At 60.0% G+C, this 13,583-nt stretch carries 15 protein-coding genes and 1 pseudogene; 6 read left to right on the top strand and 10 right to left on the bottom strand.

The window, feature by feature from the left end; all coding sequences use genetic code 11:
- Positions 1 to 39 precede the first annotated feature (39 nt).
- On the top strand, positions 40 to 1,191 hold the full coding sequence (locus BJI47_RS11570) for a GGDEF domain-containing protein (protein WP_088943858.1): 1,152 nt from the start codon (positions 40 to 42) through the stop codon (positions 1,189 to 1,191).
- 28 nt (positions 1,192 to 1,219) lie between these two features.
- Here BJI47_RS11570 and BJI47_RS11565 read toward each other — a convergent pair whose 3' ends face one another.
- Positions 1,220 to 2,008 (bottom strand): hypothetical protein, encoded by a 789-nt coding sequence (locus BJI47_RS11565; protein ID WP_254900538.1) that lies wholly within the window; start codon positions 2,006 to 2,008, stop codon positions 1,220 to 1,222.
- 274 nt (positions 2,009 to 2,282) lie between these two features.
- On the opposite strand from BJI47_RS11565, the gene BJI47_RS11560 reads away from it, so the two are divergent.
- The gene (locus BJI47_RS11560; protein WP_254900537.1) at positions 2,283 to 3,347 is read left to right on the top strand and encodes an Rv1355c family protein; all 1,065 of its coding nucleotides are present in this window, start codon (positions 2,283 to 2,285) and stop codon (positions 3,345 to 3,347) included.
- A 67-nt stretch (positions 3,348 to 3,414) separates the two neighbouring features.
- On the opposite strand, the gene BJI47_RS11555 is transcribed toward BJI47_RS11560, so the two are convergent.
- Positions 3,415 to 3,645, bottom strand: a complete 231-nt coding sequence (locus tag BJI47_RS11555) for a CDGSH iron-sulfur domain-containing protein (protein WP_088943856.1) — start codon at positions 3,643 to 3,645, stop codon at positions 3,415 to 3,417.
- A 250-nt stretch (positions 3,646 to 3,895) separates the two neighbouring features.
- Between BJI47_RS11555 and BJI47_RS11550 the strand changes: the two genes are divergently transcribed.
- The gene (locus BJI47_RS11550) at positions 3,896 to 4,636 is read left to right on the top strand and encodes a VIT family protein (RefSeq protein ID WP_088943855.1); all 741 of its coding nucleotides are present in this window, start codon (positions 3,896 to 3,898) and stop codon (positions 4,634 to 4,636) included.
- Positions 4,637 to 4,639: 3 nt separating this feature from the next.
- On the opposite strand, the gene BJI47_RS11545 is transcribed toward BJI47_RS11550, so the two are convergent.
- The 4 genes from BJI47_RS11545 to BJI47_RS24620 form a co-directional block, all read right to left on the bottom strand.
- The gene (locus BJI47_RS11545) at positions 4,640 to 5,035 is read right to left on the bottom strand and encodes a MerR family transcriptional regulator (RefSeq protein ID WP_254900536.1); all 396 of its coding nucleotides are present in this window, start codon (positions 5,033 to 5,035) and stop codon (positions 4,640 to 4,642) included.
- Between the two features lie 35 nt (positions 5,036 to 5,070).
- Positions 5,071 to 6,579: a SulP family inorganic anion transporter gene (locus BJI47_RS11540; RefSeq protein ID WP_088943854.1), complete on the bottom strand. Its 1,509-nt coding sequence runs from the start codon at positions 6,577 to 6,579 to the stop codon at positions 5,071 to 5,073.
- Positions 6,580 to 6,809: 230 nt separating this feature from the next.
- Positions 6,810 to 7,139: a putative quinol monooxygenase gene (locus BJI47_RS11535; RefSeq protein WP_088943906.1), complete on the bottom strand. Its 330-nt coding sequence runs from the start codon at positions 7,137 to 7,139 to the stop codon at positions 6,810 to 6,812.
- 110 nt (positions 7,140 to 7,249) lie between these two features.
- Complete coding sequence (locus BJI47_RS24620) at positions 7,250 to 7,375, bottom strand: hypothetical protein (protein WP_254900535.1); 126 nt, start codon at positions 7,373 to 7,375, stop codon at positions 7,250 to 7,252.
- Positions 7,376 to 7,574: 199 nt separating this feature from the next.
- Between BJI47_RS24620 and BJI47_RS11530 the strand changes: the two genes are divergently transcribed.
- Both BJI47_RS11530 and BJI47_RS11525 read left to right on the top strand, forming a co-directional pair.
- Positions 7,575 to 9,086, top strand: a complete 1,512-nt coding sequence (locus BJI47_RS11530; protein WP_088943853.1) for an MFS transporter — start codon at positions 7,575 to 7,577, stop codon at positions 9,084 to 9,086.
- A complete protein-coding gene (locus BJI47_RS11525; protein WP_088943852.1) occupies positions 9,083 to 9,691 on the top strand; it encodes a TetR/AcrR family transcriptional regulator in 609 nt (202 codons plus the stop codon). The genes BJI47_RS11530 and BJI47_RS11525 overlap by 4 nt, the downstream gene beginning before the upstream one ends.
- 30 nt (positions 9,692 to 9,721) lie before the next feature.
- Here the strand turns inward: BJI47_RS11525 and BJI47_RS11520 are convergent.
- The 3 genes and pseudogenes from BJI47_RS11520 to BJI47_RS11515 form a co-directional block, all read right to left on the bottom strand.
- Positions 9,722 to 10,902: pseudogene (locus BJI47_RS11520) on the bottom strand (zinc-dependent alcohol dehydrogenase).
- Positions 10,903 to 11,216: 314 nt separating this feature from the next.
- On the bottom strand, positions 11,217 to 11,360 hold the full coding sequence (locus BJI47_RS24100; RefSeq protein ID WP_176224816.1) for a hypothetical protein: 144 nt from the start codon (positions 11,358 to 11,360) through the stop codon (positions 11,217 to 11,219).
- A gap of 46 nt (positions 11,361 to 11,406) precedes the next feature.
- A complete protein-coding gene (locus BJI47_RS11515; RefSeq protein WP_254900534.1) occupies positions 11,407 to 12,093 on the bottom strand; it encodes a HemK2/MTQ2 family protein methyltransferase in 687 nt (228 codons plus the stop codon).
- A 128-nt stretch (positions 12,094 to 12,221) separates the two neighbouring features.
- Here BJI47_RS11515 and BJI47_RS11510 point away from each other — a divergent pair, with 128 nt between their 5' ends.
- The gene (locus BJI47_RS11510) at positions 12,222 to 12,659 is read left to right on the top strand and encodes an SRPBCC family protein (RefSeq protein ID WP_088943905.1); all 438 of its coding nucleotides are present in this window, start codon (positions 12,222 to 12,224) and stop codon (positions 12,657 to 12,659) included.
- Between the two features lie 42 nt (positions 12,660 to 12,701).
- Here the strand turns inward: BJI47_RS11510 and BJI47_RS11505 are convergent, their stop codons facing one another.
- Complete coding sequence (locus tag BJI47_RS11505) at positions 12,702 to 13,580, bottom strand: cytochrome c biogenesis CcdA family protein (RefSeq protein WP_088943850.1); 879 nt, start codon at positions 13,578 to 13,580, stop codon at positions 12,702 to 12,704.
- Positions 13,581 to 13,583 lie beyond the last annotated feature (3 nt).

Here is a 13,583-nt window from a genome sequence, read left to right as displayed (position 1 = left end):
GGCGAACCGAGGCTATTGATACATGAGCGCGACTGATACATGAGCGCCATCTTGCGCCGAACCAAGTCCGAATCGAAGTCGTTCTGGACGCGATTCGACACGCGGACAACGATGGTGATCACGAGCGCCTCTGGGGCGCTGCCGCTACTGGCAATTGCGCTGATCTCACCATCGTTCCTTCGCGAGGGTGCGCTACCCCTTCTGACTGCGATCGTCGTTTTCACCGCGATTACCGTGCTGTACGCCGCGCAGATCGGCAAACTGACAGATGGGCAGTTCGCTGCCCTCGGTGCAGGAGGCATGATCGGCGTCGCAATTTCGGCTTACCTCATCGCCGATCCCGCCGGTACGCGGGCAGTGACGTCGCTGCTTGCCGTTGTACCTGCAATTGCAGCCTCCGGTTCATCGCCCCGCATGACTACTGCGCTCACCGCAGGTTCGGTGGCAATGGCGACGTGGTTGTCTTTCGTCAGTCTGTCGCCCTCAGGCTTTGCGGTCACTATCGTCGCTATCGGTGCGGGAGCAACATCTGTGCTGGTGCCGGTGATTCTGATCGCGACGCTTCGCCGGTCTCTACTCACCGTCAACAAGCGCCTCAATGTCTTGGCGAACACCGATCCGCTCACGGGTCTGCTCAATCGCCGCGGCATGATGACACAGGTCGAAGCGTTGCTCGACCGGACGTGCGACAGCCGCAGCCAGTTGTCCGCCCATGTCATCGACATCGACCATTTCAAGGCCGTGAACGACAGTCATGGCCACGCTGCAGGCGATCTCATACTCGTGACTATTGCTGATGCCCTCGTTCATGCAACCGAGGAGACAGGATCGAAAGGAACGATCGTCTCTCGCATCGGTGGCGAAGAATTTCTGGTATTGACCCCCCTTACCGAAAATCGTTGTTTCGAATCGAACATTTTGGAACGGGTCCGCTCCGAATGCGAGGTCACCGTCAGTATCGGATCGGTGACGGCCGACGTCCGCGCTGTCCTCGATCCCAGGCTCAGTATCAACGGGGATTTCGAGAGTCCCCACGTCGAGCAAGTCATCGATACGCTCATGCACGCAGCGGACAACGCCCTCTACGTAGCCAAATCCAGTGGCCGTGACCGTGCGTCCCACGCCGGCACGATTATGGTCACATGGAACTCGACGCGGCAGATCGATGAATCGTTGTCCCCTCGGAGATAGTTCCCCGCGGCCGGAGCGTCGATGTCCACTATGCGACTGCAAAAGAGTGATAACCGTTTCCGGTCAATGCGCGCGCATCGCTTTCCATAAGGCCCCAGACCTCTGCATGAGCTTCTCGTGCAATGGTCTCCCGATCCCACCACATCAAACGAGTGCGGTACTGATCGCTGGGATACGCAGCAGCGGGCACAGTTGTGTCGATTCGCCCTCCGGATGTTTCCCATTGACGAAGTACATGGTCGGCAGCACTTGCAAACAAATACCTGCTCCCCGTCAGTTCGATGGTCGGCAGAGCCGTTCGCGCCAACAGTCCCGAAATCACCCGTGCCGGCGCCCCTTCTCGTACCCATGCGCTCTTCATCTCGATGATTCCGTGCGGAAGTCGAGTCCTGAGTTGACTTCTGACCACGTCGAGCCCCGGTGAGTCCGCCCATTCGGTCAGAACATGCGACTGCTCGACATAGGTATAAGGACCCTGCGCCCGAACACCACCGAGCATATCCCCGTCCGGTCCGAGAACGACATAGAACAACGCTGTCGTCGCGCCCGATTCCACTTCGTCGATGTCGAGAGCACACGTCACACCGTGGCGCGAGTACGACGACCAAGCACCGTCGACATACCTCGTCCAGAGGTCCGGCGCTGCAGAAGGCATTGCCGCAACGAGAGTCATAGATCCCTCGCAGTGGCTGAACTTCGGGCCGAATGATGCGTCGACGGGCCGACGCATCCCTGAAAGCTTCAACCGGGCGGCACGCGAACCCCAGTTCGCGGTAGTGGTTGTATTTCGGTAGTCGACTGTCGTAGGTGCAGACACGGTTTCTCCTAGAAAGACATGCCGGGTTCCAAATATCCCCGGCTAGGGGGTAAAAGCCGACGCTATCGGGCGCCGACAGTTCATGTACCAAGTGGCACCAGGCAATTCTTCCTGGTCGTGAAACATTTGACTGTTCGAACTTCGTAAATCTTGGTCGCAGCACTGCGGATAATGAAATTTCCGGTGCCGGCGATGCACTCTGTCGATGCTTTCGCCACTTGTTTGCAGTGCTATCGGACCTCCGCGAACATCGAGCGCACCCGGATCGGATATCTTGACGACAGCGGAGCACCTGCTCGAGCCTCCGAAAGAGAAGAGTGAGAGCCACGTGTCAGAACATCGGATTTTGAATTCGGCCCTCGAGAGCGATGCAACGACCTTCGAGGAACTAGCGGCCCTACCCGGAATGCGGATTCTCGACGCGTCGCAAAACCAACTCGAATCGTTGATAGGCCTTTTGCCCAGCCCACCGGCAGAGGTCCTCGACGAGCCACAACGGTGGATTCACTATCCGTGGAGACACTCCCTCGTGAAGCTTCTCGGGCCGAAAGCCTTTCGGACTCTGCGACTGGACCGGAACAGAAATAAGATCACCCTCTCCGAGCAGGAGCGGATGACCGAACTGCGCGTGGGTGTTGTCGGACTCAGCGTGGGGCACGCCGTGGCGCACACTATCGCGATAGAGGGACTGTGCGGTGAGCTCAGACTCGCCGATTTCGACATACTGGACCTGTCCAATCTCAACAGAGTCCCAGCATCGGTGTTCGACCTGGACATCAACAAAACCACGGTCGCAGCACGCCGAATCGCTGAATTGGACCCATACCTGACAGTAATTACGCACCCGGAAGGTCTGATCGCCTCCAGTATGGACACGTTCATGGACGGACTCGATATCGTAATCGACGAATGCGATTCGCTCGACGCGAAGTTGACTCTCCGTGAGGCCGCCAGAAGTCGAGGCATACCAGTTGTGATGGAGACCAGCGACGGCGGAATACTCGATGTCGAGCGATTCGATCTCGAACCGGCCAGACCATTGCTACACGGCCTCCTCGGAGACCTCGATGCCCGTTCCCTGGCTGACATCACGCCCGAGCAGAAGGCACCGCTGGCTGCGCGGATTCTCGACCCCACGAAATTGACTCCCAGGATGCTCGCTTCGCTACCGGAAATCGGAGTGTCGCTGTCCACTTGGCCCCAACTCGGCAGCGATGTCGCACTCGGCGGCGCTTCGGTTGCGGCAGTGGTACGGGCGTTCGGATTGGGCACGCCGCCGCCGTCGGGAAGGGTGCGAATCAATTTGGAGTCACACATCTCGGCAATCGTCGACTTTTGACCGATGGTCGTTCACAGAATCGGTCGGTGCCTCGACGGCCTGTCACGGTGTTCAACGGCGAGCCGGTCTACTCGACGGCGTCGTCGACGGCTCGACCGATTGTCGCTGCAGGTGTCCGCTCTCGGCGAGCACGATGACTGGTGTCGCAGAACGGATAAATCTTGCTCCGCTTGCACATGCAGAGCGCGACAACGCTGCGGTCCGAGACGACCTGCGATCCGTCGGGCATGGTGATCTCCACCGGACCGTCCACAAGCATGGGCCCGCGCCCCACAACGCGAATACGTGTACGTGCCATACGTCCGTTCCCGATCTACTCGACACCACAGTGTGGACAACACATCTGACATTGCGCTTCACCTCGCCTGCGAAGCTGACGATGAAACGGATAGGTGTTTACCCCGCAGCCTGCGCTTCGAATCATGAGTCCTCCTACACCGAATGACAACACCGATGAGGCGAGGGGGGCACGGCGACAGCCGCCAGACGGACTACGGGAAGCCTTACATTGCTGGCGCGCAGCCGAGATCGAAACTAGCGTTTGCACTATGAGCGAGTCGAACGGCCGGGGAGACAAGAAATACGCAGCCCACCCTGGGGAACAGCACGACGACGGTCTGACGTCACGGCTCAATTGGCTGCGCGCGGGTGTGCTCGGCGCCAACGACGGAATAGTCTCCACGGCAGGACTCGTCGTCGGTGTTGCGGCACTTTCGTCCGAGCGGGGACCGATACTCGCCGCAGGCGTCGCCGGTCTTGTCGCAGGTGCCGTGTCGATGGCACTTGGCGAGTACGTGTCGGTGAGCACCCAACGGGACAGCGAAAGGTCCCTACTGGCCAAGGAGGAAATGGAGCTGCGTGATGATCCCGACGCGGAACTCGAAGAGCTGACCTCGATCTACGAAAGCAAGGGGCTCAGCCGGGCAACTGCCCTCACTGTCGCTCACGAACTCACCGAGCACGACGCTTTCGCAGCGCACGTCGACGCCGAACTCCATATCGACCCGGATAACCTGACCAGCCCGATTCAGGCGGCACTGTCGTCTGCTCTGTCCTTCACATTGGGCGCAGCGTTGCCCCTCATTGCGATACTCGCGCCACCGGCATCAGCTCGAATTCTGGTGACCTTCGTGGCGGTTCTGTTGGCGCTGGCGTTGACCGGCCAGGTCAGCGCGCGCCTGGGCGGTTCGAGGCCGGGCCCTGCAATGTGGCGCATCGTCATCGGCGGCGCGCTGGCCATGATAGTGACCTACCTGATCGGACAACTGTTGGGTGTTGCCGGAGTGTGACGATCAGGGCTGCGCAAGGAGTGCAGTGAATTCTTCGGCGTAAGCGAGCTGTGTTCGCAATTCGGCGCACGTGGTTTCGGCGCGACGATGGCATTCGTCGACGTATCGCTCAGCAGTTGCTCGTATCTCGTGGTCGGCGGATCCATCTGCTCGAGCGTCGAGAGCGGCAAGAAGTTCGCGCATCTCCCCCAGCGTGAATCCCAGTGGTTTCATGCGCCGTATGACGAGCAACCGCTGCACATCCGATTCGGTGTACAAGCGGAACCCGCCTCTACTTCGCGCCGATGGAGTCACCAAACCCGCATCGTCGTAGTGCCGAATTGTCTTGATGGACAGCTCGGTTCGCGCTGCGACGTTGCCGATCTGCATCTGTGCCGGTTCGCCTTCGCGTTCAGGCATAGCCGCATAGCTCCTTCTTGTCACGCGCGTACCTGTCAGTGCCCTGCGCCGAGATTACCGCTCAGCAACCCGTGTCGCTGCGCGCTGGCCTCGTTCAACCCGACGATGGTCGCGATCTTCCCCTTGGCTGCGTATTTGGTGGTGATCGCATCGAGAGTCGCGACGGTCGACGCATCCCAGATGTGTGATGACGACATGTCGATCACGATATTGGCAGGGTCACCGACGTAATCGAACTGGTAGATCAAGTCGTTGCTGGAGGCGAAGAACAACTCGCCATGCACCGCGTAGACGCGGGTGTCCGGGTCCGGGTGTGCCACATTTACGACCTCGGTCAGATGCGCGACGCGTCGCGCGAACAAGACCATCGCGGTCACGACGCCGACCGCCACCCCGTAGGCGAGATTGTCGGTCGCAACGGTGACCGCGACCGTGGCAACCATGACAAGGGTTTCGCTCATGGGCATCCGCCGCAAAGTTGCTGGGGAGATGCTGTGCCAATCGAAGGTGCCGACCGAAACCATGATCATCACCGCTACCAATGCAGCCATCGGGATCAGTGAGACTATGTCGCCCAGACCGACAACGAGAATCAGCAGAAACACACCTGCAAGGAAAGTTGAGATCCGAGTTCGCGCACCGGAGGTCTTGACGTTGATCATCGTCTGTCCGATCATCGCGCAACCGCCCATACCGCCGAAGAATCCGGTGACGATATTGGCGACACCCTGACCCCAGGACTCTCTGGTCTTGTTCGAGTGACTGTCGGTGATGTCGTCGACGAACTTCGCAGTCATCAGCGACTCGAGCAGACCGACGATGGCCATCGTGAACGCATACGGGGCAATGATCTTCAGTGTCTCGAATGTGAGTGGAACGTCAGGAATGAGTAGTGACGGCAAACTCGACGGGAGTTCCCCTTCGTCACCGACATTGGGAACACTCAGCGCGAACACGATCGTCGCCGCCGTCAGCAACACGATCGCGACCAGCGGCGCAGGGACGATGGTGCTCATCTTGGGCAAGAACACCATTACTGCGATCCCGATGGCAACCATGGGATACACCAGCCATGGGACGCCGAGAAGGTGCGGAACCTGGGCGACAAAGATTAGTATCGCCAGCGCATTGACGAATCCCACCATGACGCTGCGTGGGATGAAGCGCATCAATTTGGCGACCCCCACCACGCTGAGCAGTATCTGCAGCACGCCGGCGAGAATGACGGTCGCGATCAGATACTCGACGCCGTAGTCCCGCACCAGAGGCGCGATTACCAACGCGACTGCACCGGTGGCGGCCGAAATCATTGCGGGTCTACCACCTACGATCGAGATCGTCACCGCCATGGTGAACGACGCAAACAGTCCGACACGCGGGTCGACGCCGGCAATGATCGAGAATGAGATCGCCTCTGGAATCAGTGCCAGAGCCACCACCAGCCCGGCGAGAACCTCGATTCGCAACCGTCTCGGCGATCGCAGGGCAGACCATACCGTCCATTGTGGTTCGATCGTCTGCGCTGCGGTGGCCGCGGAAGCCATGTAGATGCTCCATTCTCTGTCGAGGAATGTGGGGTGATCCGAAGATGCGAGGTGTTGAACGCTTGCCGGAGTCGAGGGCAAAATGCCAAGATAGGCACAGACTGCTCGCACCTGAACGCAAAGTTATGTTCACGAACCTACTCTCCCGTGAGGGTAGAGTCGCGCTTCAGAATGCCATTCGGTGACACATCTCACGCCGAGAGACGATCGAAGAAATTCGGTTGAATCGACTACTGCGCGTCGACCGACATTTCACCCATCTCGCCCCACCCGGTTACATCCACACTCTGACTGACGATCTTGGGCGTCGACGCAAGAGCTCGCGGGAGTTCTCTCATTGCCTTCTTGAAGTGATCACTGTTGACGTGGGCACCACCGGCTTCGTCATCGAGGAAGGCCTCGAGCAACACATAGACGGATGGGTCTTCGAGGCTTCGGGACCATTCGAACCACAAGTTGCCTGCCTCGGCGCGTGTATCAGCGGTGAACTCGGCTACGTGTTCAGGCCAGCGCGCGGTCCACTCGGGCTTCGTCTCGAACTGAACGACAATGAAGATCACTATCTTCTCCTTTTGATTTCGGAACCATAAGGCAGCTGATTGCAGCGGAGCCCAGATCTCGCTCGACACTGCCGATCAGGAACAGCTACGTGCCCACGACTGCCGTCGTCTCACCGAAGGAAGACACTGCCAACGATGAGCCAGGGGTCAACCAGGACGTCGTCGACGATACCGACGACCTCCCATCGTTGACGAATCACCAGTTCCTCGTGCCCGATCAGTGTCAGTTCGCTCATCCGAGGCTCCCCCAGTTCGAGTGTGATGCCATAAGTGGCTACCCACAATCCGCGCCTCGAACACCCACGTGAAGGCATCGAGACATCAGGTGCGCGGTAAACCGTCCATGACCGTCGTGCCCGCATTCCTATCCATCCCCGTCTGCATACGCACAAATTCGATCCGACCCGAACACGGAACCGGGTATAACATCAAGCGATGACATCGATTGATGACAAACCGGAGGAACAGCTCGCGAACCCCCGGGGGTTCGTGCCGGTCTTGGCTGCGATTTGTACCGTCGTCGCCATCGTCAGCAGCGTCGGCGCACCGTTGATCCCGACAGTGGCGGACGCATACTCGGTCTCGTTCACGAGCGCGCAGTGGACACTGACGATAACGATGCTGGTGGGTGCCGTTACCGTTCCGATACTCGGCCGTCTCGGAGACGGTCCACACCGACGACCCGTAATCATCGGAGCGTTGTCCGTGGTCTTCATCGGTTGTGTCCTGGCTGCAATCCCGAGCAACCTCGCGCTCCTGCTCATCGGGCGTGGCCTCCAAGGCGTCGGGCTGGGGCTCGCGCCGCTCGCAATGGCCGTAGCTCGCGATCATCTGACACCGATCGAGGCCAGACGCACCGTCGCGGCATTGTCGGTGACCGCGGTAGCCGGCATCGGTCTCGGCTACCCACTGACCGGGGTGATTGCCCACCTCTGGGGTTACCACGCATGCTTCGTTGTCGCCTCTGTGGCATCGCTCGCGGTGTTGGTCGGCGGCATCACTTCGGTTCCATCCAGCCGGCACGTACCGCACAAGCCGCTCGATATCGTCGGTGCAGTGCTCATCGGAATCGGCCTGACCCTGTTGTTGATTGCGCTCACCTCCGGCAGCTACTGGGGTTGGGCCTCGTTCCAGACAATCGGATGTGCGGCGGTGGGCCTCTCAGTCCTCGTGGGCTGGACTTTCCACGAGCTGCGGACTCGATTCCCGCTCGTCGAATTGCGGCTGTTGTCCAAACCTGCGGTCCTGACTGCCGACGTCACAGGACTTTTCGCCGGTATCGGGATGTTCGTTCTGTCATCGGCGGTCATCCGCTTCGTACAGACACCGTCCGACACCGGTTATGGACTCGGTCGGTCTGCGATGGTGGCAGGCCTCGTACTCGTGCCGTTCTCGTTGACGAGCGTGTTTGCGAACAGGCTCCTTCCCCTGGCCGAGCGGTGGATCAGCAGATCGATGATCATGCCGATCGGTGCGATGGCCTTCTCCGGTGCGCTCACGCTATTTCTGTTCGGTCGAGACGAACTGTGGGTCGTGTTCTTACTCATGGGTGTAGCCGGTCTCGGTATCGGGTTCACCTTCGCCGCTATGCCTGCATTCATCGTCAGCGCGGTCCCACCGCACGAAACCGGGAGCGCACTAGGAGTCAACCAAGTAGCACGCACGGTCGGTGGTGCAGTAGGCAGCGCTTTGAGCGCCACCGTGCTTGCGGTATATACAGCCCCCGGGCAGACGTTCCCGGACAGTGCTGGCTACACGGCAACTGCCATCGTCGGTATCGGCCTTTGGACGGGCACGGCAATCCTGGCTTTTGCTTTATCCTGCCGAGGCAGCCGCGCCGAAAAACTGCCTGCCAGATTGGTCGACGAGAGCATCGAATCAGCCGCCGCCGGCGGCTTTGCCTACGACATCGCCAGCCGCCGAGGACAGAGTGAGGATTCACGATGACCCAGACACGCCAGGTAGCCCGCGCTCGCGACTCCGACCGCACCAAGCAGGATCTTCTCGAAGCTGCAACCGAACTGTTCGGTGCGCGTGGATACGAGCGAACGACCATCCGCGAGATCGGCGAGAAAGCCGGCGCTGATCCTGCCTTGATCGCCCGCTATTTCGGGAGCAAGGCTGCCTTGTATATCCAAACCCTGCCGACGGAAAACGAGAATCCGCATCTTTCGGACATGCTCGACCCAGCTCGGATCGAGGCAACGATCCGGCGTGTTACCCAGGTCGGACCGAGCCCCGTACTGCAGGCGGTTGTTCGTGCACACGACGATCCAGCGATTCAGACCGCAGCGACAGCTCGAATCGACGCCAAACTCACTGCGGGAATACAAGATCGGATGGAGGAGGCAGGTCTCGACTCCCCACGATTGAGAGCCCAGATAGCAGTGGCAGTGTTGGCTGGCATCGCGTTGGGACGCGCAGCTGGAACGCTCGACGAGCTAGCGGGCGCAGAAGAAAACCAAGTTGTGCACTTGACAGTCCGGTTGTTGGAGTCACTTTTGGACGAGAACAGGCTGTCACCCGACAACCCTTCGCCGCCTGGACTCTGATCGGCGAAGGCCCTTCGCCCCCATAGCCACTCAGGGCTTCAGAATGACCTTGACCGCGCCGTCCTGCTTCTTCTGGAATATCTCGTACGCGTGCGGGGCCTGCTCGAGGGGCAGAGTGTGGGTTGCGAACGAGTCGACACCCAATGGATCCTCCTCACCGAGCAAAGGCATGATGTCCTTTACCCACCGCTTCACGTTGGCCTGGCCCATACGCAGCTGAATCTGCTTGTCGAACATGGTGAGCAAAGGAAGTGGATCGGCAACCCCGCCGTAGACGCCGATCAGCGATATGGTGCCGCCACGACGAACGATGTCGATCGCGGAGTACACCGCATCGAGTCTGTCGACTCCGGCCTTCTGCATCATCGGCTTGGCAAGAAAGTCCGGTAGCAGACCGGTGAGCTGCTGCGCAGCCTTTGCAACAGGTGAACCATGTGCTTCCATCCCGACGGCGTCGATCACCGAGTCGGTACCGCGCCCATCGGTGAGATCTCGGATCACCTTGCCGAGCTCCCCCGCGTGTTGGGCGAGATCGACCGTCCGGATTCCGCGGGCTTGTGCACGGGCGAGTCGCTCGGGAACTCGGTCGACAGCAATGACGTCGAAGCCGAGATGGGTTGCAATGCGGGCGGCCATATCTCCGATGGGACCGAGACCGAGAACCGTCACCGAACCCCCAGGCGGGATGTCGGCGTACACAACGGACTGCCACGCCGTCGGAAGCACGTCCGATAAGTACACGTACCGCGAATCCGGTGCTCCTGATGGAACTTTGATGTGGGTGAACTGTGCCTGAGGAACGCGCAGATACTCGGCCTGTCCTCCTGGGACACTGCCGTACAGCTCGGAAAACCGAACAGTGCCGCACCCATTCCCTGCTCGCGCACCTGGGTGGTCTCGCATTGTGTGTACAACGAGCGATCACACATGAAACAGCTACCGCACGAGATCTGGAAAGGAATCACCACTCTGTCACCGACAGCCAAGTTGGTAACCTCCTTACCGACTTCACGAACAATGCCCATCGGCTCGTGACCCAAGATGTCCCCTGGGTTCATGAAAGCGCCCAGCACTTCGTACAAGTGCAGGTCAGAGCCGCAGATGTTCGTCGAGGTGACCTCGATAACGGCGTCCGTGGGCTTTTCGATGATGGGGTCGGGAACCGAGTCGACGCGAACATCACGCTTACCGTGCCAGGTAAATGCCTTCATGGGACTACACCTTCGCATTTCATGCAAGAGTCGGCCTTCGAGCGGCCAAACCGACTATCAGTTTCCGCCGGCCGGAGCGACGGGGCTCTGACTCATCACTCGATCCCACCAACTGTCGAATGGGCTCGGATCGAGCCAGATCACGGACTCGGTAGTTTCGTCGATTGACATTCGGACTCCAGACTTTGGCTGCTCTTACACATCGAGGCACCAATCTGCTTCAGTGCCACTGTCTCTGATACCCAAGGCCGTGAGTGCGAAACACACGCCGAGGTGTTTCCGCACCATCTGTCAGCGTCGCGGCGCTCCTGCGGTCAGGTGTCCTCGTCCTCGTTCTCGGCGACTTCGGGAGCTACTTCCCGAGTAGCCATTCCGCCAGTCTTGCCTTCGTCGGTCGGCCCGGGGCGACCGCCTTTCGGCTCGGTGGACTCGGATTCGATGTCGTCGTCTCGTCTCATGTAGCACCGACTACCCCGAGTAGTGGTGAATCAACCGTTTGTCGGATCAGGAGTCTGCTGGACGACGACCTTCGATGACAATCAGTTCTTCGCTTCGACATCCCGCCTCGATCAAGCCGACCGCTTCCATCCATGGTGCACGCTCACGAAGAACTGGCCCGAAATCGATCGTTCGACGGCGTATCACCTCGGCATCGAGGCCGGTATCCCTCAGCCGATCGAGGGAATCCTCGACCCCACAGAGTTCGGACTGCACCATGATCACTGCTCCCCCCGGCACCAGGAGATCGAACGCATGCTTGCACAGAAGATCCAACACCACTCGGCCGCGGTCTCCTGCGTCCCACGCACGGTGCAGACCCATCCCGACGGGAGCACGAGGCGAGGGTACATACGGCGGATTGGAGACTATGACACCGAACGGCGCGTCTTGCTGCGCGTCGAAAAGCGTCCCTACCCGTGCGTCGATGCTGACGCCGTTAACATCGGCATTCGACAGTGCGCAGGCAACTGCGCGGCTGGAGATGTCATACGCGACAACTTCCCGGGCGCCCCGACGGGCAGCTTCGATCGCAGCGATCCCGCTCCCGGTACACAAGTCGAGCACCCGGGCCCCCGCCACTGCGGTATGCGTAGCAATCTCGGCGCACAGCAAGAACGAATCGTCCTGCGGCGCATAAACTCCGTCGTCGACACTGATGGATGGAAACGAACGCTCTCGTGCAGCGGTCACCGGCACCTCCCTATTGGTACTGGGGAGTGCCCCGCCTTGCACACGGGCAAACCCCATCGTGCAACGCGGCGTCGGTTCCGGTCGTCCCCTCTCGCCAGACCGGGGCCATTCGGGTAAGCATGTTGGGTATGACTTCAGGGACAGAACGAACCACCGACGCCGACGCCGACGCGGTGTGGGCGGTGCTGGCCGATGGATGGCAATACGCCATGTGGGTCGTGGGTGCATCCCGCATTCGCGCAGTCGACAGCACGTGGCCGTCGCCGGGTTCGTCGATTCATCACTCTGTTGGCCTGTGGCCTGCGGTACTGGACGACACCACGACCGTCCTCGAGTCTTTCCCCGGACGGGAGCTGCAGCTCCGGGCACATGCCCTGCCGTTCGGGACCGCTCACATTACTGTTCGATTGCACCCGCGGTCGCGGGGTTGTCGAATCCAGATGATCGAACACGCTGCGAGCAAACCTTTCAGCATGCTCCCGGACTCGCTACAGCACGCCGCAGTGCATCCTCGAAACTCGGAGGCTTTGCGCAGGTTGGCGTTGTTGGCCGAGCGCGCGTCCTGATGTGAAGTTATTGGAGGGGCGATTTACTACCGATTGTTCTTGTCACTGTATGCGGTCATCGGTGTTCGATCCAGACGCTCGTTCCGCGGGATCGTCGATGAAGTGGTTACGGCTGCGGATCAATCGAACTACCAAGACGACGATCACCGCGATCATCACCAAGAGCAATACCGCCACGTTCGACACCGAATCGGCGATATCTCCGATCCACACCTGTAGCGAATACTGACTCTCGACACCTATTACACCGCCGATGTTGGCCGTTCCTTCGGTGACAAGGAACATCACTCCGATGGCAACGAAGAACAGCCCCGAGAACAACGATGTGGTGTGGGTGCGGAGCGGTCCGATACTGAGTTCTCTGCCACGTAGCCACGTTCGCGATCCGAGCGAAAATCGGTCCCAGACCAGAGCGAGCGCGAAAAGAGGCACAACCATCCCTGCTGCATACAGCGCCATCAACACGCCGCCGTAGATGGCCTGCCCTCCGGCCACGGCTACTGTCAGAACCGCGCCGAGCAACGGTCCGGAGCAGAAGCCCGCGAGTCCGTACACAGCTCCGAGTGCGAGCACCGACCCGTTGGACGATATATCGATGCGCGCGGCCGCCCGTTGCGCCGATCCCAGTGAAAAACCGCGACCGACGATGACCATTATCCCCAAGGCAATGATTACCAATCCCCCAACCAGCGTGGTGATCTCCCGATACCGGGTTAGTGCCGAACCGATGGCACCGACACCGGCTCCGAGTGGTACCAGTACTGCAGCCAGCCCTAAGTAGAAGACCCCAGTCCTTGCAGCGAGCTTGCCGGCCCCGTCGAAGGCGTATGCGAAGAACGATGGCAGCAGCAACGCCGAACAGGGGCTCACCAATGCCAGCAGGCCACCGAGAAACGCTCCGAGAAGTCCGATCTGTGACATCTG

This window comes from Rhodococcus sp. 1168 (genome assembly GCF_002091955.1).
In the GTDB taxonomy this organism is placed as follows: Bacteria; Actinomycetota; Actinomycetes; order Mycobacteriales; family Mycobacteriaceae; genus Rhodococcoides.
This window is presented reverse-complemented; position numbering and strand designations above follow the sequence as displayed.